General features: G+C 70.3%; 18 protein-coding genes. 13 read left to right on the top strand and 5 right to left on the bottom strand.

The window, feature by feature from the left end:
- Positions 1–38 precede the first annotated feature (38 nt).
- Positions 39–2,726, bottom strand: coding sequence for a pyruvate, phosphate dikinase (gene ppdK, locus BFN33_RS24020; RefSeq protein WP_069762282.1), 2,688 nt, complete (start codon positions 2,724–2,726; stop codon positions 39–41).
- Positions 2,727–3,028: 302 nt separating this feature from the next.
- On the opposite strand from ppdK, the gene BFN33_RS24015 reads away from it, so the two are divergent.
- The 3 genes from BFN33_RS24015 (at position 3,029) to BFN33_RS24005 (ending at position 6,754) form a co-directional block, all read left to right on the top strand.
- Positions 3,029–4,756: a GAF domain-containing sensor histidine kinase gene (locus BFN33_RS24015; protein WP_069762178.1), complete on the top strand. Its 1,728-nt coding sequence runs from the start codon at positions 3,029–3,031 to the stop codon at positions 4,754–4,756.
- Positions 4,757–4,935: 179 nt separating this feature from the next.
- Positions 4,936–5,424, top strand: a complete 489-nt coding sequence (locus tag BFN33_RS24010) for a GNAT family N-acetyltransferase (RefSeq protein ID WP_069762177.1) — start codon at positions 4,936–4,938, stop codon at positions 5,422–5,424.
- Between the two features lie 559 nt (positions 5,425–5,983).
- Complete coding sequence (locus BFN33_RS24005; protein ID WP_069762176.1) at positions 5,984–6,754, top strand: polysaccharide deacetylase family protein; 771 nt, start codon at positions 5,984–5,986, stop codon at positions 6,752–6,754.
- Positions 6,755–6,881: 127 nt separating this feature from the next.
- Here BFN33_RS24005 and BFN33_RS24000 read toward each other — a convergent pair whose 3' ends face one another.
- Positions 6,882–7,460 (bottom strand): hypothetical protein, encoded by a 579-nt coding sequence (locus BFN33_RS24000; protein WP_069762175.1) that lies wholly within the window; start codon positions 7,458–7,460, stop codon positions 6,882–6,884.
- 528 nt (positions 7,461–7,988) lie between these two features.
- Here BFN33_RS24000 and BFN33_RS23995 point away from each other — a divergent pair.
- The 3 genes from BFN33_RS23995 to BFN33_RS23985 are packed head-to-tail and all read left to right on the top strand — an operon-like array spanning position 7,989 to position 11,100.
- Positions 7,989–8,360 carry a DUF4333 domain-containing protein gene (locus tag BFN33_RS23995; protein WP_069762174.1) on the top strand — a complete coding sequence of 124 codons (372 nt, stop codon included), beginning with the start codon at positions 7,989–7,991 and terminating at the stop codon, positions 8,358–8,360.
- Positions 8,361–8,379: 19 nt separating this feature from the next.
- Positions 8,380–9,063, top strand: coding sequence for an ABC transporter ATP-binding protein (locus BFN33_RS23990; RefSeq protein WP_069762173.1), 684 nt, complete (start codon positions 8,380–8,382; stop codon positions 9,061–9,063).
- 21 nt (positions 9,064–9,084) lie between these two features.
- A complete protein-coding gene (locus tag BFN33_RS23985) occupies positions 9,085–11,100 on the top strand; it encodes an ABC transporter permease (RefSeq protein WP_069762172.1) in 2,016 nt (671 codons plus the stop codon).
- A gap of 124 nt (positions 11,101–11,224) precedes the next feature.
- Here the strand turns inward: BFN33_RS23985 and BFN33_RS23980 are convergent, their stop codons facing one another.
- Both BFN33_RS23980 and BFN33_RS23975 read right to left on the bottom strand, forming a co-directional pair.
- A complete protein-coding gene (locus tag BFN33_RS23980) occupies positions 11,225–11,857 on the bottom strand; it encodes a hypothetical protein (protein ID WP_069762171.1) in 633 nt (210 codons plus the stop codon).
- A 120-nt stretch (positions 11,858–11,977) separates the two neighbouring features.
- On the bottom strand, positions 11,978–12,919 hold the full coding sequence (locus BFN33_RS23975) for a LysR family transcriptional regulator (RefSeq protein ID WP_069762170.1): 942 nt from the start codon (positions 12,917–12,919) through the stop codon (positions 11,978–11,980).
- A 71-nt stretch (positions 12,920–12,990) separates the two neighbouring features.
- On the opposite strand from BFN33_RS23975, the gene BFN33_RS23970 reads away from it, so the two are divergent.
- A complete protein-coding gene (locus tag BFN33_RS23970) occupies positions 12,991–13,878 on the top strand; it encodes an SDR family oxidoreductase (protein WP_069762169.1) in 888 nt (295 codons plus the stop codon).
- Between the two features lie 259 nt (positions 13,879–14,137).
- Positions 14,138–14,590, top strand: coding sequence for a peptidoglycan-binding protein (locus BFN33_RS23965; protein WP_069762168.1), 453 nt, complete (start codon positions 14,138–14,140; stop codon positions 14,588–14,590).
- Between the two features lie 510 nt (positions 14,591–15,100).
- On the opposite strand, the gene BFN33_RS23960 is transcribed toward BFN33_RS23965, so the two are convergent.
- A complete protein-coding gene (locus BFN33_RS23960; RefSeq protein ID WP_069762167.1) occupies positions 15,101–15,721 on the bottom strand; it encodes a hypothetical protein in 621 nt (206 codons plus the stop codon).
- Positions 15,722–16,083: 362 nt separating this feature from the next.
- On the opposite strand from BFN33_RS23960, the gene BFN33_RS23955 reads away from it, so the two are divergent.
- From BFN33_RS23955 to BFN33_RS23935, 5 genes are all read left to right on the top strand, one after another.
- Positions 16,084–17,031 carry an RNA polymerase sigma-70 factor gene (locus BFN33_RS23955; protein WP_069762166.1) on the top strand — a complete coding sequence of 316 codons (948 nt, stop codon included), beginning with the start codon at positions 16,084–16,086 and terminating at the stop codon, positions 17,029–17,031.
- A 114-nt stretch (positions 17,032–17,145) separates the two neighbouring features.
- Positions 17,146–18,354: an NAD(P)/FAD-dependent oxidoreductase gene (locus BFN33_RS23950; protein WP_069762165.1), complete on the top strand. Its 1,209-nt coding sequence runs from the start codon at positions 17,146–17,148 to the stop codon at positions 18,352–18,354.
- 132 nt (positions 18,355–18,486) lie between these two features.
- The gene (locus BFN33_RS23945) at positions 18,487–18,849 is read left to right on the top strand and encodes a helix-turn-helix transcriptional regulator (RefSeq protein WP_069762164.1); all 363 of its coding nucleotides are present in this window, start codon (positions 18,487–18,489) and stop codon (positions 18,847–18,849) included.
- Positions 18,833–19,369 carry an SRPBCC family protein gene (locus BFN33_RS23940; RefSeq protein ID WP_069762163.1) on the top strand — a complete coding sequence of 179 codons (537 nt, stop codon included), beginning with the start codon at positions 18,833–18,835 and terminating at the stop codon, positions 19,367–19,369. Before BFN33_RS23945 ends, BFN33_RS23940 begins: the two co-directional genes overlap by 17 nt.
- Positions 19,369–20,034, top strand: coding sequence for a dihydrofolate reductase family protein (locus tag BFN33_RS23935; protein ID WP_069762162.1), 666 nt, complete (start codon positions 19,369–19,371; stop codon positions 20,032–20,034). The genes BFN33_RS23940 and BFN33_RS23935 overlap by 1 nt, the downstream gene beginning before the upstream one ends.
- Positions 20,035–20,320: the final 286 nt, after the last annotated feature.

Genomic DNA, 20,320 nt, shown 5'->3' with positions numbered 1-20,320 from the left:
TCGTTCCGTGACTGCTGCCGGTCCTGTACGGCGTGCCCTCACCGGCTGTCGCTGCCCTCGGTGTCGGACAGTGCCGCCCGGCCCGCCTCCAGCCGCGCCACCGGGACCCGGAACGGCGAGCAGGACACGTAGTCCAGTCCCGCCGCGTGGAAGAAGTGGACGGAGTCGGGATCGCCGCCGTGTTCGCCGCAGACGCCGAGCGTCAGGCCGGGGCGGGCGGCGCGGCCCTCCTCGACCGCGATCCGGATCAGCCGCCCCACGCCGTCGCGGTCGATGGTCTCGAACGGCGAGGTGGGGAAGACGCCTTTGTCGAGGTAGGCGGAGAAGAACGCCGCCTCGACGTCGTCCCGGGAGAAGCCCCAGGTGGTCTGGGTGAGGTCGTTCGTGCCGAAGGAGAAGAACTCCGCCTCCTCGGCGATCCGGCCGGCGGTGAGGGCGGCGCGGGGCAGCTCGATCATCGTGCCGACCGGGCACCGCACCGGAACACCGGACTCGTACGACACCTCGTCCAGTACCCGCTCGACCTCGGCGCGTTCGATCCGCAGTTCCTCGACCGCGCCGACCAGCGGCACCATGATCTCGGCCCGCGGAGAGCCTCCGGCCTTCGTCCGGGCCACGACGGCCTCGGCGACGGCCCGTACCTGCATGGCGACCAGCCCCGGAACCACCAGCCCCAGGCGCACGCCGCGCAGCCCGAGCATCGGGTTCTCCTCGTGCATGCGGTTCACCGCGGCGAGCAACTCGGCCTCGTGCGGTTCAGGTTGGTCACCGCGGGCTTCTGCTGCCGCGATGCGGACGGCGAGTTCGGTGCGGTCGGGCAGGAACTCGTGCAACGGCGGATCCAGCAGGCGGATGGTCACGGGCAGTCCGTCCATCGCCTCCAGGATGTCGGTGAAGTCCTGTCGCTGGAGCGGCAGGAGAGCCGCCAGTGCCCGGTCGCGATCGGAGTCCGTTACGGCGAGGATCATCGCCTCGACCAGCTTGCGGCGCTCGCCGAGGAACATGTGCTCGGTACGGCACAGCCCCACGCCCTGCGCGCCGAACCGGCGGGCACGCCGTGCGTCCTCGGGGGTGTCGGCGTTGGCGCGGACCTCCAACCGCCGCAGGGAGTCGGCCTGTTCGAGAGAGCGGGCCACTGCGGCCACGACTCCGTCGGACTGCTCGCCGGTCTCCAGGTACCGCATCGCCGCGGAGGCGACCAGTGGCACCGCACCCGCGTACACGGCTCCGGCGGTGCCGTCCACCGAGATGACCGTGCCCTCCTCGACGAGGGTTCCGTCGGGGGTGGTGAAGTGCCGGGCCGCGGTGTCCACGGTGAGTTCCTCCGCGCCGCAGACGCACACCTTGCCCATGCCGCGGGCGACCACGGCCGCGTGGCTCGTCTTGCCGCCCCGGCTGGTCAGCACGGCCTCGGCGGCGACCATGCCGGGCAGGTCGTCGGGGGTGGTCTCCTGGCGGACGAGCACCGTCCTCTCGCCCGCCGCGGCACGCCGTACGGCCTCGGCGGAGTCGAAGACCGCCGCGCCGACCGCCGCGCCGGGGGAGGCCGGGAGGCCGGGGGCGAGCGCGGTACCGGTGGCGTCGGTGTCGAAGCGCGGGAACATCAGCCGGGCCAGGCCGTCCCCGCTGACCCGGGCCAGTGCCTCCTCCGCGGTGATCTGTCCTTCCTCGACCAGTTCGGCGGCGATGGCGAACGCGGCCTCGGCGGTGCGCTTGCCGACCCTGGTCTGGAGCATCCACAGCGTGCCGCGCTCGATGGTGAATTCGATGTCGCACAGGTCCCGGTAGTGCCGCTCCAGGGTGCCCATGTGGTCGCGCAGGCGCCGGTAGGAGTCAGGGTCCAGCTGCTCCAGTTCGGTCAGGGGCACGGTGTTGCGGATGCCGGCGACGACGTCCTCGCCCTGGGCGTTGGCCAGGTAGTCGCCGTACAGGCCGGGCCGGCCGGTGGCCGGGTCGCGGGTGAAGGCGACGCCGCTGCCGGAGTCGGGGCCGAGATTGCCGTAGACCATGCGCTGCACGGTGACCGCCGTGCCGAGGTCGTCGGGGATGTGCTCGCGGCGGCGGTACAGGCGGGCGCGTTCGCCGTTCCAGGACCGGAAGACGGCGAGGATCGCCAGGCGCAGCTGCTCGGCGGGCGACTGGGGGAACGTCCGGCCCGTCTCGTCGAGGATCAGCCGCTTGTAGGTCTCGACCAGGCCGGCGAGGTCGCTCGCGTCCAGGTACAGGTCGTCGGGGGCTTCACGGGCCTCCTTGAGCAGGGTCATGGCATCGTCGAACCGGGCGGTGTCGACACCCATGACCGTGCTGCCGAACATCTGGACGAGCCGGCGGTAGGAATCCCAGGCGAAGCGGTCACTGCCGGACGTCTTGGCGAGGCCCAGGACGGAGTCGTCGTTCAGGCCGATGTCCAGGACGGTCTCCATCATGCCGGGCATGGAGAAGCGCGCCCCGGACCGGACGGACACCAGCAGCGGGTCGTCCCGCTGCCCCAGTCGGCGCCCGGCGGACTCCTCCAGGACGGACAGGTGCCGGGATACCTCGGCCGACATGCCGTCCGGCTCGGCGCCGGTCGCGAGGAAGGCCCGGCAGGCGTCGGTGGTCACGGTGAAGCCCGGCGGGACCGGCAGGCCCAGCCGGGTCATCTCGGCCAGGTTCGCGCCCTTGCCGCCCAACAGGTCAGCCATGTTCCGGCGGCCTTCGCGGAAGTCGTGCACGTAACGGACCATGACGCTGTGCTCCTCGGCTCGGCGGACCCGGTTCGGCTCCTCGGTCACGACGTGGCCTCAGCGTCGAACACCGCTGGGTCCGCCCGGCAGGTGCTGTCCGTCCCCGGCACAGGGCCGAACGGCCCCAGTGCGGCCCTGCGAGGTGCGGGCGGATGCCCGTTACGCGTCCGTTCACGGCAAACGCGGCCACCGGACCTTCTCCGCCGGATCAGATTCGTACCGTCACCCGCCGTCGGCCGGTAGCGTGGTCCACGACCGGAGCGGCAGGTGTCAGCCCGTCCGAGGGACCCGAGGAGACGCAGGTGGCAAGCCCCCAGGAGCCGCAGGAGGCCCGTGTACGGCTGCCGCAGCTGAGGCTGGACGAGCTGTTGGAGGAGCTTCAGGCGCGGCTGGACGCGGCCCGTGGCACCCGGGACCGGGTGCACAGCCTGCTGGAGGCGGTGCTCTCGGTCGGCCGCGAGCTGGATCTGGAGCAGGCGCTGCACAGCATCGTCGAAGCCGCCGGAGTGCTCGTCGACGCGGAGTACGCGGCCCTCGGTGTGATCGGCCCGGACGGCAGGCGTCTGTCCGCCTTCCACACCGTCGGGGTCACCGAGGAGCAGATCGCCCGGATCGGCCCCTTCCCGGAGGGCCACGGCATCCTCGGTGAGCTGATCCGCCATCCCGAGCCGCTGCGCCTGACGAAGATCTCCGAGCATCCTTCGTCATACGGCTTCCCGGACCACCATCCGCCGATGAACAGCTTCCTCGGCGTGCCCATCCGGGTGCGCGACCAGATCTTCGGCAACCTGTACCTCACCGAGAAGCGGGGCGGCGCGCAGTTCGACGAGGACGACGAGTCCGTTCTCTCGACCCTGGCGGTGGCGGCGGGCGTCGCCATCGACAACGCCCGCCTCTATGAGGACTCCCGGCTGCGTGAGCGCTGGCTGCGGGCGAACGCGGAGGTCACCCATAGCCTCATGTCCGGCGGCGGACGCACCGACGTGCTCGCACTCATCGCCGAGCGGGCCGGCGAGATCACCGGATCGGCGCTGTCCGCGGTCGCGCTGCCCATGGAGGACACCGGGTCGCTCGCCGTGGAGATCGCCGTCGGGCTGGATTCCGAAGCGCACAAGGGGCTCGTGCTCCCGATGGAGGCGACCTTGATGGGGCTGGCCTTCTCCACCGGCGCCCCTGCCGTCAGTACGAACGTCTCCCATGACGAACGCGTTACCCCGGAACCACCCCGTTTCCAGGGGCTCGGCCCCGCCGTGGCCGTACCCATCGGCACGGGCGGGGAGGGGGTCCGAGGCGTGCTTCTGCTGGCGCGGAAGGCCGGGCGGCCGGAGTTCACCACGACCGAGACCGAGACCCTGCAGGGCTTTGCCGCGCAGGCCGCCGTCGCCATGGAACTGGCGGAGCGACGTCAGGACGCCGAGCAGATCGCGGTGCTCAAGGACCGCGACCGGATCGCCCGTGACCTGCACGACCTGGCGATCCAGCGGTTGTTCGCCACGGGAATGACCCTGCAGAGCGCGGGCCGGTTCATCGAGCACCCCGAGGCCTCCGAGCGTGTGGTCCGGGCGGTCGACGACCTGGACGAGACCATCAAGATCATCAGGTCGGCGATCTTCGGGCTGCGGGCGCGTGACGGTGGGGCCGGCACGGGACTGCGCGCCCGGGTCGTACGGGCCGCCGGTGAGGCGGCCCCGGTGCTGGGTTTCGCGCCCAGCGTGCGCATGGAGGGACTGCTCGACACCGACGTGCCGCGCGAGATCGCCGACCACGCACTGGCCGTGCTCTCCGAGGCCCTCACCAACATCGCCCGGCACGCCCACGCCGACCGGGCGGACCTGGCACTGGAGTGCGACGGCCGCCAGCTGCGGGTGACGGTCACCGACAACGGTGTGGGCATTCCGGCCGGCGGCCGCCGCAGCGGACTGCGCAACATGGCCGAGCGGGCCGAACAGCTGGGCGGAGAAATGTCGTTGAGCAGTCCGCCCGACGGCGGCACCACGCTGGTGTGGCGCGTGCCGGTGGGGGAGCGGTAGCGGGCACGTGTCCCCGAGCCATCCCTGACATCTCTCGAGCGGTGCCCTGCTGAAGGGTCGCGCACGGCACTCCGAGGACGAACGCGTCAGGAAAGCTGCCGTCGACCACCCTGTACTCCTCCTGCCCGACCGGTCGCCCCGCCGCCCGAAGGCGCTCCCCGGTGCGACATACTCTCCCGATGAGTTCACGCACTTCCCCGATCGGCCGGCCGATCACCATACGGAGGGCCGTCGCGCGGGATGCCAAACGGCTCACGCGCCTCGTGCGTGGCTCCAGCGCCTACGAGGGCAAGTACGCGGCCGCAGTCGCGGGCTACCGGGTCGGCCCTGACTACATCGAGGCCCACCGCACCTTTGTGGCCGTCGGCGCGGACGAGCAGGGAGGCCGGGTCCTCGGGTTCTACGCGCTCGTCCTCGCTCCACCGGAACTCGACCTGCTGTTCGTCGCCGACGAAGCGCAAGGACGGGGTATCGGACGGCTCCTCGTCGCGCACATGCAGTCCGAGGCCCGTGCCGCCGGAATCGACCGCCTCAAGGTCGTGTCGCATCAGCCCGCAGAGGACTTCTACCATCGCGTTGGCGCGGTACGGACCGGGACCGCGTTCGCGAATCCGCCCGCCGTGCCGTGGGACCGTCCCGAATTCGAGTTTCGCATTCCCCCGGAATGACCTGGTGTGCCGGTTCCCGCGGCACCGGCTTCACCTGCAATGCGCACCGGAGGACGGCGCGAGTCACCAATCGCGGAAACGCCATCGGGCTGCTGTGACTCCTTCCCGGCCCCCGACAAGGGCGTCCTGAAAGGCGGTCGGGCGAGCCGCCCCGCGCTGGTCCACGCAGTTCACTCCGTGGTCGAGCCCCGAGCCCTCTGAGGCACTCAGTGGCGGCACCTTCGACGACGTCCTTGATCGCGGCACTCTGCACACCTCAGTGACCTCCCACGGGCCACGGCATCAATGCCGCTCCGGCCACCTTCGCCCTTGGGAGCCCCCTGCGCGGCGTCAACCGTGCAGCAGCCGGCCTCGGCGAGCAGGCCCACCCCATCGACCACAAGCGCGGCCACGCCAACCGGCCTGCACCCGGCCGCCGTCGGCGGAGTTGTCCGCGAACTCCCCCGGAATTGTCCTTGATCGGTAACGGACGCATCCTGAGGCCGCCGTCGCTCGTCCTGCCAGGTGGTCGCAACGTGACCAAGGAAGCGACGAGCAACTGCGTGAAGGCGGGACGGACATGGCACGGCACGGCGGGCGGGGCTGGAACAGCAAGGTGCTCGGGGCGGCGCTCGGGGTGACGTTGCTCGCTGCCGGTGCCTCGGTGTGGACCGCGCAGGCCGGAGCGTTGGGCAGCGCGTCGCCCAGGGAGACCACCTCGGCCAGGCAGGGAAGTGCCGTCAAGCCGGTCGCGGTGGACATCGCGCACGCCTCGGACCGGGGGGCCCGGGGAGTCAACATCACCATCGACGACGGCCCCGACCCCGTGTGGACCCCCCAAGTACTCGACGTGCTGCGCCAGTACGGGGTCAAGGCCACGTTCTGCATGGTGGGCACCCAGGCGCAGGCCCACCCGGACCTGGTCAAGCAGGTGGTCGCGGCCGGGCACCGGCTGTGCGACCACTCGGTGTCCCACGACACCACCATGGACAAGAAGCCCCAGGCCTACCAGGCGCAGCAGATCCTGGACGCCGAACGCATGATCACTCAGGCGTCCGGAGGCGTAAGGCCGATGTACTACCGGGCCCCTGGCGGCGCCTTCACCCCCTACAGCCGCCATCTCGCCGCCTCCCGGGGCATGCGCCCGCTCGGCTGGAACGTGGACTCCAAGGACTTCGAACGGCCGGGCACGGCCGCCATCGTCGCCACCGTGGAGCAGGAACTGCCGGGCGGCCCGACGATCCTCTTCCACGACGCGGGCGGCGACCGCTCCCAGACCGTCGAAGCCCTGCGCCAGATTCTGCCGCGGCTCAAGGAACAGGGTTATTCGTACGGCTTTCCCGTGCGCTGAGCGCAGCGGCTCCGGCGGCTCCGGCGGCTGGGCAGCCGGCCTGTCCGTGCGACCGATGCCCCGGCTGCGGTGCCCGCATACCAGCAGCCCGCACCTTGGCAGCCGGAAAGATGACCCGGTGCGCCCCTTACTCGACGAAGTCCGGCTGCCAGGGCAACACCCGAAAGTCACCGGTGCCGCTCTTCACGCGCTCGAACGGCGCCGAACTCACGCACTTGGGCAGGTCCTTGGTCTCCACCGGGTTGCCCACGGAGGCCCAGCTGTAGCCCAACCGGTCGTGTCGGCCCATGTCGTGCACGGTGAAGCCCACCCGCTTGCCCTTCGCTCCCGGCAGGTCGCTGCCGGTGATGACACCGGTGGCCACCGCGACCTTCCCGCCGGTCACCAGACAGTCGATCCGTCCCTTGGCCCAGGCACCCTCCCCGTCGAGATAGTGACTGAAGCGGAAGGTCCCGGTGGCCTTCGCCGGATCCATCCGGTGTTCGGCGGCGAGGTGCGCGTCGAAGGCGAAGGTGATGTCGTCCCCGAGCGTCCGGGAGAGCTTGGCGGACCCGGTGAGGGCCGCGGCTTCCCGGGACCCGCCGGGGGCGTCGGACCCGGACGGGCCGCCGGCGGCCGCGGCGGAGGCGGTACAGGCGACGGCGATCAGGGCGGCGGCACCTAAGGCGACGCGGATACGGGCGGAGGCTGACGATGTGCGACTCATTACCGGTCCTTCCTCGTGGATGACGCCCGTGTCCTGCGGGCGCCTTTCCAGCGTCCCGTGGCTGACGGAGCATCACATCGCTCGCCCAGCTGACGTATTGCTCCCTCATCCGGCGCACACCGGTGATCGCCATGCGCCCGCAGGGGTATACCTGCATGCTCCCTGGGTCTCACCGCTGCAGCGGTACCAGGGACGCTCTCGGCGATCGCCGGCTGATCACCGAGACCACTGCCGCCCAAGGGAGTTGGCAGGTCAGGGTCTGCAAGATGGGACGTGCCGTCGACAGGACACTCGTCCCGTCCGAGCCCGTACAGAGAGCAACGGCGGCGACATATGCGGGGAGGCCGTGGGCGCGGCCTGGGCGGAAGCAGCCTTCATGCCGATCACCGTAGGCCAGAGCACCAGCAGCATGGATCGGCCGAACGGCCGAGGGTCCGCCCGCCATCCCGACCGTTCGGCCGAGGCGCGCGCCCGGTCCTGCGGGCGAGGGTGGATGCGCATCCTCACCACGGACATCAGGAGTACGCGATGCAGCGCAGCAAGTTCCTCGTCGGCGTCGTCGGAGGCGTGACCGCGCTGGTCGCGCTGGGCGGCCTCGGTACGCATCTGCTGGCCGGCACCGAGTCGACCAGTCGCCTGGACGAGTACAGCACGGCATCGGTGGACGGCCACAAGGCGCTCGCGGCGAATGTCGTCGCCGGGCGCACCGAGAGCAAGTTCCACCCGCTGCCCTGGGTCGGCGACAAGGTCTCCGCTGTCACCTGCCCGACCGGGCTCAAGGCCGTGGCCGGAGCCACCCTTACCTGCACCGGCGAAAAGAGCGGCGGCGGGAGCGTCGAGATACCGGTCCGGGTGACGAAGGCCGACGCCAAGAGCGTCACCTGGAAGTTCGAGCGCTGAGAAGGAGCGACGAGACACCGTGAGCACCGTTCTGGCCGGGTACGGCCTGGTCAAGAAGTACGGTTTCACCACCGCCCTGGCCGGGGTGGACGTGGAGGTCCACGAGCGCGACTCGCTGGCGATCATGGGCCCGTCCGGGTCCGGCAAGTCCACAATGCTGCACACCCTTGCCGGAATCATTCGACCCGACGACGGCCAGGTGCTGCTGCGCGGTGAGCGCATCGACAATCTGGGCGAGAACAAGCTCAGCGCACTGCGCCGCAAGCGGTTCGGGTTCGTGTTCCAGTTCGGCCAGCTGCTGCCGGAGCTGCCCGCCGAGGAGAACGTCGCGCTGCCGCTGATGCTGGAGGGCATGCCACGCGGAGAGGCCGTCGCCCGTGCCCGCCGCTGGTTCACGCCGCTGGGCCTGGACGGGTTGGAGCTCCGTCGTCCCGGTCAGCTCTCCGGCGGCCAGGCACAGCGTGTCGCCATCGCCCGCGCCCTGGCCGCCGAGCCGGACGTGGTCTTCGCCGACGAGCCCACCGGCGCCCTGGACCAGCGCACCAGCACGGAGGTGGTCCAGCTGCTCACCTCCGCCACCCGGGAGACGGGCGCCGCCCTGGTGATGGTCACCCATGATGCCGACATGGCCGCGCACTGCGACCGGATCCTTCAGGTCCGCGACGGCCGCATCGGTGGTCACTCCCAGTACACCGTTGTCTGATCTCCCCAGGAGGTAGCTGCCATGCGTTCCCCCGTCGTGCCCCTGGCCTGGCACCTCGCCAGATCTTCCGGCCGCCGCGGCCTCCAGTCCCAGCTGCTCGCGGCCGGTGCCGCCGCCGTCGGCTCGTTTCTCCTGCTGCTGATGATTGCCGCCGCCCTCGGCGCGGGCGCTCGCGCCGACCACACCAAGTGGCGCACCCCAGACGCCGTGTCGGCCGGGGAAGCGACGGCGGTCCAGGCCACGACCACGACATACGTACGCCAGGAACCCGTGACCGTCGTGAACCTGGCCCGATTGCCCGGCCGTGGACAGACCCCCGCGCCACCCGGCCTGAGCCACTTCCCGAAACAGGGTCAGGTGTACGTCTCTCCCACCCTGGCCGAACTGCTGCACAAGCTCCCCGCCGCCCAACTCGCCGACCGCTTCCCGAAGGTGAGCTCATACGGCATGATCGGCGCCGCCGGTCTCGCCTCGCCCGACGAGTTGGTCGCGGTGATCGGACGGGCGCCCGGCGACGTGGCCGTCTCCGAGGCGGCAGGGGAGCAGAACTACTACGACGACGGGCTGACGAAGCGCGCGGGGGTCTCCGGGTTCTCCGGCACCAAGGCCAGCGTGTTCACCGGCATCGACCAGGGGACGGTGCTGCTGGGCGCGGTGCTGCTCGTCATGCCGGTCGTCGTGCTGGCCTCGGCGGCGGGGCGGCTCGGCGCGGCCCGGCGTGAACAGCGGCTGGCCGCACTGCGGTTGGCCGGGGCGACGCCGCGGCAGATCCTCGCCATGACCGCCGTCGAGGCGGCGGGAGTCGGCGCGGCCGGGGCGATGGCCGGCGCGCTCGCCTACACGGCACTGCTGCCCGCGCTCGCCGAAGTTCCGTACGGCGTCGGCGCCTGGTACACCGGTCAACTGTGGGTGGGGCTGCCCTGGCTGGCGGCCGTGGTGCTGGCCATCACCGCCCTGATCACCGTCAGCGCGGTGACTACGCTGCGCCAGGTGGCCACCTCGCCCCTGGGCGTCGCCCAGCAGGCCGACCCGCGCCGCACCCGCGTGATCCGTCTGCTGCTGTTCGTCGCGGTCCTGGGCTACATCTGGGCGACCACGGGCGATGGGGGGCAGCTCAAGCCCCGGCAATTGGTGGCCCTGCTGGCGCTCTTCTACGGCGCGTTCTGGCTGTTCGGCCCCTGGGTCGTGGACCGGTTGGGCCGAATCGTGGGCCGCTGCGCCAAGCGCCCGGCCACGTTGTTGGCCGCGCGCCGGCTCAGCGACGACCCGCGCGCGGTCTGGCGCACCGTCAGCGGCTTGGTCCTCGCCGGATTCGTGGCAGGGTTCTTTTCCGTCAGTACGCTGGACTTCGACGGTCCCAGCCACGCCGACCAGGTCGGTGTGGTCACCGCGAACGCCGCCGACGCCCGGCACACCGCCGCCCAGGCCCGTACGCTCCTGCGGCAGGCCGGCGTCACCGCGACCGTCACCGTCACGGACGAGGACGACTACGACAGCCTGCTCGGCGGTGCCGACGGCGTCATAGCCCACGTCTCCGGCGGGCAGGCCCGTATCGACACCGGCGTCACCGCGCTCACCCGCCTCGGATCGGGCCGCTACCCGTTCACACAGGAGTACGTGTCCGCGTCGGACGACATAGTCGTTGCCCGCGTCGCCACCGTCAGCACTGCCACCCTGGTGCTGAGCTTCCTCGTCGCAGCCGCCTCGGCCGGTCTGACGGCCGCCGCGAACGTCCTCGACCGACGCCGGATGTACGGCCTGCTGCGGCTGGCCGGCACCCCGCTTCACGTGCTGGACGGGGCCCGGATCCGCGAGACCGTCATCCCGCTTGTCGTCCTGGCAGGCGGTACCACCGCCATGGGTGCCTTCGGCGCCATGCAGCTCAACAAGGCGGCCGGCACCACGATCAACACCTCCGGTGCCGTGCAACTGGTGATCTGCCTGGCCGTCGGCACGCTGGCCATGCTTGCCGCGATCACTGGCAGCAGACCACTGCTGCGGAAGGTCACGGAGGGTCCGGCACAGACGGCGGACTGACGCCGTACCGACGGCCGGACTGCCGCGAAGCGAACTGCTCAGTTCTGGCAGGCTGAGATCAGTAGCGACCCGATCGGTTCCGGTCGTTGCACGGCACCCTGGTCTCGACAAACGGGTTGCGTCGTCATCGGTCCGAACGGCTGGCAGCACTTGATGTGCGGCCCGCGAGCCATACGGCGATCCGCTTCTGCAGCTCCCGGCCGGAGTAGGGACTGTCCCGGAGCGCGAACCATTCCAGGAACTGCAGGATGTTCTCCGAGCCCTCCGGGTGGCCCACCGCGATCACATCGACGCCGATCTCGCCCGTTGAGGCGCTGACGTACACACTGCCGTCGAGAGCCATCATGGCGAAGCCCGGGTGGCCCGCGTGTATGCCGAGGAACGCCGATGCTGCGCCCCGGCCCATGATGTCCCAGCGGTTCAGGAGCCGGACCCGGGTCCAGGACGCGGTACGGCGGCCACTGTGCATGTTCTGCAGGGACGCCCGATGCGTGCGCGTGCCCTGCGGAAGCTGGACGAGGAACTCGCGCCGGTGGTCGAGAAGACCCGACGAGACCGCGAGGTCGTACCACTCCTCGTTGAGACGCTCGACGAGCCGTGGGGTGTCGTACGGGTGAGAGAAGCCGCCGACGATGTCCTCGTCGCGGTATCCCAAGACGAACGGCATCGTGCCGTCCGGCACGCCGTTCGGGATCACCTCGAGGCCGGCCCGCCGCAGCGGCCGGTACACCTTGCGTTCGCGCTCCTGGGCACCCACCGGTCACTGTTCTACCAGGGCGGCGCGCCGAGGATGCCCGTGTCGGTACCCGACCGCACCTGAACTGCCTTGCGGGCCCCGCCTGTCGGGCGCGTACGGTCGTATGTGCTCGCTGCGTCGTCACGAGGGGGGCGTCGAGGGAGCGGGTGTGTCGGCGTCGAGGGCCGACGCGCGGAGGGCGGCGGCCACGCGGATGCTCGGGTCGGTCGGCGGGTGGGGGAGACGGGCCAGCAGCAGGCGTCGCTGTTCCTGGGGGCCGCCGCGGACGAGCAGGACGCGGACGCTGGGTGGCGCGGCGGAGGCGAGTACGGCGGGCACGGTGGTCAGTCCGCAGCCTGCGGCGACCAGTTGGAGCTTGGCGAGCCAGTCGCGGGCGGTATGGGCGATGTCCGGTCGCTCGTCCAGGCCCGGCCACACTCCCATCAGCCGGTCCTCGCCCGAGGAGGAGCCCGCGATCCACCGTTGCCCGCGCAGGTCAGCCACGTCGACGAAGTCGCCGCGGGCCAGCGGGTGGGTGGCGGGCACCGCCAGGCAGAGGGCGCGTTCGGAGAGAGTCTGCAGTACGAGTGGTGGTGACTCGGCGTCCGGCGGCCGGAACGGGGGCGCCGAGGCGAGCAGGGCGAGATCGAGGCTGCCGGCCCGCAGTGCCCGTACCAGCGCCGGGGTGCTGCCCTCCCGGCCGACGACCTGAAGGCCGGGATCCGTGCGGCGCAGCCCGGCCAGGGCGTGGGGCACCAGCACGGCGCCGGCGCTGGGGAACCAGCCCAGGCGGACCGTGCCGGACTGCTCCGGCAGGCCGGACAGCTCACGCGCCGTCGCGTCGATCTCGTCGATCACGACCGTCGCGCGGCGCATGACGACGCGGCCGGCCGCGGTGAGCCGTACCCCTTCGCGTCGCCGCTCCAGCAGCTCCGCGCCTGCGGCCCGTTCGATCGCGGCGATCTGCCGGGAGACCGCGGACTGGGTGTATCCCAGCGACGCGGCGGCCGCGGTGAAGGTTCCCTGCTCGGCGACGGCGCGGAAGACGCGCAGGGCGGTGAGTGACACATCCGAGAAGTCCATGACGTTTGCGCATACTAGCCGTGCCGAACTCTCGTTGGACTCATGGGCATGGGCTTCCTAGCGTGGCATGCATGAACGCCTCACACATTGCCCTTGTCACGGGCGCCAACCAAGGACTCGGCCGTGCCCTGGTCGAAGGGCTGGCGGCACGCCTGCACCAGGACGACCTGGTCCTCCTCACCGGCCGCAACCATCAACGCGTGGCCGACGCCGCCCGCGAGGTCGCCCTGTTGCCCGGCACACATGCCCGCGTGGAGGGCCGTGTCCTGGACGTCACGGACACCGACGCCATCGCCCGCCTCGCCGAGAGCCTCCGCGCCCGGCACGGAGGAGTCGACGTCGTCATCTCCAACGCCGTAGCCCGCCTGTTGCCCGAGGAGTCACAGGCCGAGCGGGCGGACGAGTTCATCGACGTCTCCAACACCGCCACGCACGCGATCCTGAGGTCCTTCGGCCCTGTCCTTCGCCCCGGCGGTCGGCTCCTCGTCGTGGCCAGCAGTCTGGGCACCCTGGGCCATCTCGACCCGCGGCTGCACCACTTGTTCGACGGGGCGAGCCTGGAGCAGGTCGAGGACGCCGTCGAGTCGTGGCGCAGCGCCATCCATCACAAGACCGCGCAGGAGGCAGGCTGGCCTGTCTGGTTGAACGTGCCCTCCAAGGTCGCTCAGGTCGCCGCCGTCCGCGCCCTGGCCGCCGAGCGACGCGACCGTGACCTGGCCACCGGCACGCTGATCGCGTCTGTGTGTCCCGGCATGGTCGACACCGCAACGTCACGCCCCTGGTTCAGCGACTACAGCGGTGCGCAGTCACCGGCCCAGGCTGCCGCGGCCGTACTCGACCTGGTCTTCGCCGATCACGTTGAGCCCGGCCTGTACGGCGAGTTGGTCCGCTTCGGAAAGGCTCTGCCCTGGTACGACGGAACACCTCCACTGGAGCAGGACCGGATGCTCACGCCCTGAACGCGTTCCCGGCTGACGGCGGCCGACTCCAGTCCCCCTCAATGCCCACTGCGTGAGTATCGGCCGAAATTCACGGACTCTCTGACTGATTTTCGTGCGGAGGGTTACTGAAATTTGGCGTGGATTGAGTCATACGAAAAAGTGCATCGAATTCTCGGGAGATTTGGGCGCACGACCCTGGCACGCTGGCGGCGGCGCGGAAAGCCCGATCCGGGCGGTCGCGTCAACGCCTTCGTTGTCGAATCGAAAAGAGGAAACAATGCGATCTTCTCTGGCCAGGGCACTCGTCGCCACGAGCGCCGTCGTCGGCATCGCCGCCGGCGGCCTTGCGGGTGCGAGTGCGAGCGTGGCGGCCTCCCAGCCGGTCACCAAGCCCGCGGTCAGCAGCGAGCGTGTCTCCCCCCTGGCAGTGAACAACCTCGGCCTGGACACGGCCCGGGCCAAGAACTGGCAGAGCTGCCTGAACGCTTGGGGCTTCAACGCCGGTACCGAGGACGGACAGCTGGGCACCAACAGCTGGAAGGCGGCCCAGAGGATGCTCAACGCCTGGGGCTACAACGCCGGTACCGTCGACGGGATCGTCGGAACCAATACGATCAGGGCGCTGCAGAATTTCCTGAACGCCGTTGGCGAGAACGCCGGAACGGCTGACGGGATCGCCGGACCGCAGACCAGGTCCGCGTTCTGGAATTACAACGCCACGGGCTGCTGAGTCAACGCCTCGTGTCGCGTCGGGCTGGTCGAGCGGGAATTGGCTGCTCGACCAGCCCGGAACACCTTCGTGGTCGAGTTCCGTTCGTGAGCCTTGTGCTCCAGCCGGGGCAGGGGCCCGTGCTCCGCGAATTCGGGGACGGCCCTGGCAGGTAAGCGGCCGGTCCACGACCGGACGGCTGTGTTCGTCCCGGCAGTGGACCGCTGCGAGGGCCCGCCTTGGGCGATCGACGGCTCCGGCACGTCCGGGTACGACGTGGTCGCCCGGAGCCCCGTCCGCCAGGTGTAGGCGGCGGCACCGACATGTGGCTGTCGCCGGCGACGACCGCGATGCTCAGCGGCTCGCCCTTGGCCGCGGTGAGCTTCCAGCCGGCGGAGGTATCAAGGAGACCGCTGTGCCTGGCGCAACCAGCCTTCACGATGCATGGTGCGGGCTGTCCCCACCGGTAATGGACCGGGCTTCGGCCCATACCTGTAGTGCATGCCCTTGCCTGCTGCGCGGTGTGTACCTTCAGCTCGCGCTGTCTTCGGGCTGCGCCTCGGCCGGTGGCGTGGTCTCCGCTTCCGGTGCGGTGTAGTAGACGGACGAACCCTGCTTGGTGCGCTGGGCCTGGCTCCTGGCCACAAGCCCCTCAAGGGTGACACGAACGACCTTGGTCTTGATGTCGCGCTGCGGATGGGCCTGGCCGAGCGCGGTGGAGATTTCCGCTGCGGAGCGCGGTTCGTCCTGCTCGGTCAGGTGCTGACGGATGAGCTCCACCAAAGTGGGCTGGGACGTCTTCGTCTCGGACTTGGCGGTGGACTTCCTGGCCGTCGTGCGTTCCTGTGCAACGGTGGTCTTCCGTGCGGTCTGCTTGCTGCGCGGTGCGCTCTTGGTCTTCTGCCGGGCAGCCGGCACCGTGGCGGTCTCGGCCGAGGGCGTGGACTCCTTGGTCGACTGTGTGACGCCGAGTGCCTGCTGGATGTTCACCAGCACACTGTGGTCATGCTGCAGGGCGGCCAACTGCTGCTGCAGGGCAGCGATGTCCCCATTGATGCGTTCCTGCTCCTTGAGGTTGGTCTCGAGATCGGCGGCTACTTGGGTGCTGTACTGGTGTGTCAGTCCCATGGTGTCGGTCATGCTCTCGGACATGATGCTGGCCTTTCCTCGGTGTGCGGCCGTCACGCAGAGGCGGAGCGCGACGCTGAACCGGGCAGCATGAGCTGCACTGGCAGCGCGGATGCCGTAACTGCCGCAGAATGCCTTGGCGTAGAGATGATACGGACAAGCGGAGCCAACTGTTCCCTGCGTGCAGCTTCTGCTGTCAGTTGGGCCGAGGTCATGGCTGCCATGTCCGGTGCGTCCGGGGCCGGATTGCCACCGGGGAATCACAGCACCACATCGATGCCGACCGAAGCCGGTGAACGCCGCTGCCTCGCAGCCCTGTGGATCTGCCCGTCCCGCGGCCGTACGGTGGCAGTGAAAGCGCGCACAGCTCCGGTTAGGATCCCGGCATGGCCCTGACCTTCAGTGACGTGGATCGGTTCGAGGCGGCCAGGCCGCGTCTCGAGGCCATCGCCTACCGCATGCTCGGGTCGGCGAGCGAGGCCGAGGACGCCGTACAGGAGACATATCTGCGTTGGCAGGCCGCCGATGTCGAGCGCATCGAGGTGCCCGAGGCATGGCTGACCAAGGTGCTCACCAACCTCTGCCTCAACCAACTCACGTCGGCCCGTGCGCGTCGCGAGACCTACGTCGGCCAGTGGCTGCCCGAACCATTGCTCGAAGGGGACCCGATGCTGGGCCCGGCGGAGACGGTCGAACAGCGCGAGTCGGTGTCGTACGCCGTGATGGTCCTTTTGGAGCGGCTCTCGCCCAACGAGCGGGCGGTGTATGTGCTTCGCGAGGCATTCGCGTACTCCCACCGGGAGATCGCCGAGATCCTGGACCTGAGCGAGGCGGCCAGTCAGCAGATCTTCCATCGCGCGAAGAAGCATGTGGCGCAGGGCGGGGCGCGGGTCGAGATCGACGAGGCGGCCGTGCGCCGGATCGTCGAGGAGTTCCTCGCTGCGGCGACCAGCGGTGAGACACAGCCGTTGATCGAGCTGCTCACCTCGGACGCCGTCGCGGTGGGCGACGGCGGCGGAAAGGTGCCGGCCCGGGCCAGTGCCTTCGAGGGCGCACGTGCGGTGGCGAAGTTCCTGCGCGGGCTGTTCAAGCCGGCCCCGGCCAAGCGGGACCTGGCCGGCGGTTCCCCCGACCTCTACGCCGCCACGGTCAACGGCGGCCCTGCGGTCGTCGCGGTGGTCGGGGGGCGGGTCTTCGGCATCATGTGCCTGGAGCGGACGCAGGAGGGCATCGTCGCTGTCCGCAGCCAGGTCAATCCGGACAAGCTCGAGCGGGCGACGCAGCGTTGGGCGGCGGGCGATTTCGGTCCTCCGGTCGTGACCGAAGCCCTCTGACTCCTTGTGTGACGTGGGTCACTCATTCCTCCTGTCAGGAATCGGCGTGCTGCCCGGTTCAAGGGGCGTGACCGGGCCAGAAGGCACCGGACCCGCGCAGACAGGAGCAGGGAAATGCAGCACCGGATCATCGTTCTCGGCGCCGGCTACTCCGGAGCGATCGCGGCAGGCCGACTCGCCAAGCGGCTGCGTCGTCAGGACGTCGCCATCACCCTCGTCAACGCAGAGCCCGACTTCGTCGAGCGGGTCCGGATGCACCAGCTGGCCGTGGGCCAGGAGCTGAAGCCGCGCCCGCTGCGCGAGGTGTTCGCGGGCACGGGAGTCGAGCTGAAGCTCGCGAAGGTGACGTCGGTCGACGTGGACCGCAAGACGGTCGTAGTGGAGAGCGCCGAGGGGACGGCGGAACTGCCGTACGACACCCTCGTCTACGCCCTCGGCAGCGGCGGCAACGACAACGGCGTCCCCGGCGTCGCCGACCACGCCCACCAGATCGCGAGCCGCCCCGGCGCGCTCAGGCTGCGCGAGCGCCTGAGCCGGCTCGCTGACGGTGAGACGGTCCTCGTCGTGGGTGGCGGCCTGACCGGCCTGGAGTTCGCGACAGAAGTGGCCGAGGCCCGCCCAGACCTCGACATCGCGCTCGTCACGCGCGCAGGACTGGGCGACTGGCTCTCCCCGAAGGGTCGCACGCACCTGCGCAACGTCATCGACAGGCTCGGCATCACGGTGCATGAGAACGCCGCGGTGACCGCGGTCGAGGCGGACCAGGTCACAACCGCGGACGGCCGGAATCTCCCGGCTGCCGTCACCGTCTGGACCACGGGCTTCACCGTGCACCCGCTGGCCGCGGCCACCAGCCTCGAACTCGCGGACACCGGCCGCATCGTGGTCGACGCGACGATGCGCTCGGTCTCGCACCCGGACGTGTACGCGATCGGCGACGCCGGCCATGCACTGGGCGCCGGAGACAAGCCGCTGCGCATGTCCTGCGCCTCTGGTACCCCCATGGCCTGGCAGGCCGCCGACTCCATCGCCGCCCGCCTGACCGGCGGCAAGCTGCCGCACGCCCCGCTGCGCTACTTCAACCAGTGCATCTCTCTCGGCCGCAAGGAGGGGCTGATCCAGTTCGTCACCGCCGACGACCGCTCCGTCGACCACGCCCTGACCGGTCGCTTCGCGGCCCGCTACAAGGAGCTGGTCTGCAAGGGTGCGGCCTGGAGCGTCGCCAACCCGACGATGGGCATTCCGGTACGGCGGCGCCGGGTGGTGGCCGACAGGGTCGCGTCGGAGGGGGCGGCGCGGGTGTCGGCATCGCGCACCCGGTAGGCGCGGCTCGGGGGAGCGGCCTCGTCGGCGAGGCCCCGCTCAGTGCCGAGCCGGCCGGATGTCCGGTGTCCTACCTGACATGGCCGGTCTACGGAGCGTTGACGCATGCCGATATAGGCATATGATGACGTCATGGCACGAGCGGCGACGACCTCGGACGCGTTCAACGCGATCGCCGAACCGCAGCGGCGGGAGATCCTGGTACTGCTGCGGGGCGGCGAACGGCCGGTGACCGACCTGGCGCGGGACCTGGGGATGACCCAGCCGCAGGCGTCCAAGCACCTGCGGGTCCTCCGGGAGGTAGGGCTGGTGCGGGTCCGCGGGGTGGGCAAGCAGCGGCTGTACGGCCTGGATGCCACCGGACTGCGGCCGGTCCACGAGTGGGTGGGCGGCTTCGAGCGGTTCTGGAGCGAGAGCTTCGACCGGCTGGACGAGTACGTGCGAGATCTGAAACAGGCAAGGCAGGAGGAACCAGCGGATGACGACGACCAGTAGCGGCGCTGACCCCGACCGCGCGACCGCGGACCGCGAGATCGTGATCTCCCGGGCCATCGGCGCCCCACGGGAGCTGGTGTTCGAGGCGTTCACGCAGGTCCGGCACCTGTCGCGCTGGTGGGGACCGGAAGGGTTCACCACCACGACGCGGTCCTTCGAGTTCCGCGTCGGCGGAGCCTGGGACTTCGTGATGCACGGGCCCGACGGGACCGACTACCAGGAGTGGATCACCTGGCGGGAGATCGTCCCACCGCAGCGGATCGCGCTGCTGCACGGCGAGTCCCGCGACGACCCCAACGCCTTCGAGTCGGTCCTGGCCTTCGAGCCGGACGGCGAGGAGACCCGGATCGTGATGCGCACGGTGTTCCGCACCAAGGAACTCCGCGACGAGGCGGTGGAGAAGTACCACGCGGTCGAGGGCGGCGAGCAGACCCTGAGCAACCTGGCGGCCTACGTCGCCGAGCTCACCCGGAACGACACCGCCCACCACGAGACCACTCCGAAGGGAGCGGAGAGCTGATGGCCGGGAAGGTGTTCTTCAGCGTGACGATGTCGCTCGACGGCTTCATGGCACCCGAACCCGTGGCCGTCGAGGACGTCTTCTCGCCCGAGAAGCAGGACGACCCCAGCGTCCGGCGCTGGATGTCGAAGTGGGCGGAACTGCAGGCGTGGGCGTTCCCGCAGCGGTGGTTCCGGGAGAACCTCAAGCTCGGCGAGGGCGGCGAGGAAGGACTCGACAACGACATCGCACGGGCGACACATGAACGCACCGGCGCGAGCGTCATGGGCAAGCACATGTTCGACGCCGGTGAGCAGGCATGGCCGGAGGAGGCGCCGTTCCACACCCCGGTGTTCGTCGTCACCCGCACCGGACGTGACCCGTGGGAGCGGCCGGGCGGCACCACCTTCCACTTCGTCAACGACGGCATCGAGAGCGCCCTCGACCAGGCCCGCGAGGCAGCCGGCGACCGCGACGTCCGCATCGCGGGCGGCGCCGAGACGATCCAGGCGTACCTGGACAACGGCCTGATCCACGAGTTCTCGATCACGCTGGCGCCGGTGCTGTTCGGCACCGGCATCCGCCTGTTCGACCGCGTGGACCCCGACCGCATCGCCCTCGAACAGACCCGGGCAGACGCATCGTCCCGGGTGACCCACCTGACGTACACCGTTGGCAAGCGCTAGCCCGAGGTCGCGCGGTGTGCATGGCAGGCTTGTCCCCGCAGCACGAGGTGTGGGGTGGGGTCAGGTCAGCTCGTCAGTCAGGGCCGGCAATACCGCACACGTCGCAGGAGGCGCTTGAGGTAGAAAGTCCGCGCTCGTCGAGCTTTGACGTCCACCGAATGCCGTTCGCCCGACGCGCTGCCGACAACGACCGGCGAGCCAACGCGGCCCGGACCGCGCACACCTTCGTTGCCAGCCTCCCGCTCGGACGCACCTGACCCAAAGAACCCGGATTTGCCACTTCGCC

It is taken from the genome of Streptomyces sp. LUP47B (assembly GCF_001746295.1).
Lineage (GTDB): Bacteria > Actinomycetota > Actinomycetes > Streptomycetales > Streptomycetaceae > Streptomyces.
The sequence above is the reverse complement of the archived record's forward strand: the minus strand, read 5'-3'. Positions and strand labels throughout refer to the sequence as shown.

Bases quoted from the DNA above. Each gene is read 5' to 3' on its own strand.
- ppdK (WP_069762282.1), bottom strand. From the start codon at position 2,726: ATGGTCCGTTACGTGCACGACTTCCGCGAAGGCCGCCGGAACATGGCT.
- BFN33_RS24010 (WP_069762177.1), top strand. From the start codon at position 4,936: ATGAGTTCACGCACTTCCCCGATCGGCCGGCCGATCACCATACGGAGG.
- BFN33_RS24005 (WP_069762176.1), top strand. From the start codon at position 5,984: ATGGCACGGCACGGCGGGCGGGGCTGGAACAGCAAGGTGCTCGGGGCG.
- BFN33_RS24000 (WP_069762175.1), bottom strand. From the start codon at position 7,460: ATGAGTCGCACATCGTCAGCCTCCGCCCGTATCCGCGTCGCCTTAGGT.
- BFN33_RS23995 (WP_069762174.1), top strand. From the start codon at position 7,989: ATGCAGCGCAGCAAGTTCCTCGTCGGCGTCGTCGGAGGCGTGACCGCG.
- BFN33_RS23985 (WP_069762172.1), top strand. From the start codon at position 9,085: ATGCGTTCCCCCGTCGTGCCCCTGGCCTGGCACCTCGCCAGATCTTCC.
- BFN33_RS23975 (WP_069762170.1), bottom strand. From the start codon at position 12,919: ATGGACTTCTCGGATGTGTCACTCACCGCCCTGCGCGTCTTCCGCGCC.
- BFN33_RS23970 (WP_069762169.1), top strand. From the start codon at position 12,991: ATGAACGCCTCACACATTGCCCTTGTCACGGGCGCCAACCAAGGACTC.
- BFN33_RS23965 (WP_069762168.1), top strand. From the start codon at position 14,138: ATGCGATCTTCTCTGGCCAGGGCACTCGTCGCCACGAGCGCCGTCGTC.
- BFN33_RS23960 (WP_069762167.1), bottom strand. From the start codon at position 15,721: ATGTCCGAGAGCATGACCGACACCATGGGACTGACACACCAGTACAGC.
- BFN33_RS23955 (WP_069762166.1), top strand. From the start codon at position 16,084: ATGGCCCTGACCTTCAGTGACGTGGATCGGTTCGAGGCGGCCAGGCCG.
- BFN33_RS23950 (WP_069762165.1), top strand. From the start codon at position 17,146: ATGCAGCACCGGATCATCGTTCTCGGCGCCGGCTACTCCGGAGCGATC.
- BFN33_RS23945 (WP_069762164.1), top strand. From the start codon at position 18,487: ATGGCACGAGCGGCGACGACCTCGGACGCGTTCAACGCGATCGCCGAA.
- BFN33_RS23940 (WP_069762163.1), top strand. From the start codon at position 18,833: ATGACGACGACCAGTAGCGGCGCTGACCCCGACCGCGCGACCGCGGAC.
- BFN33_RS23935 (WP_069762162.1), top strand. From the start codon at position 19,369: ATGGCCGGGAAGGTGTTCTTCAGCGTGACGATGTCGCTCGACGGCTTC.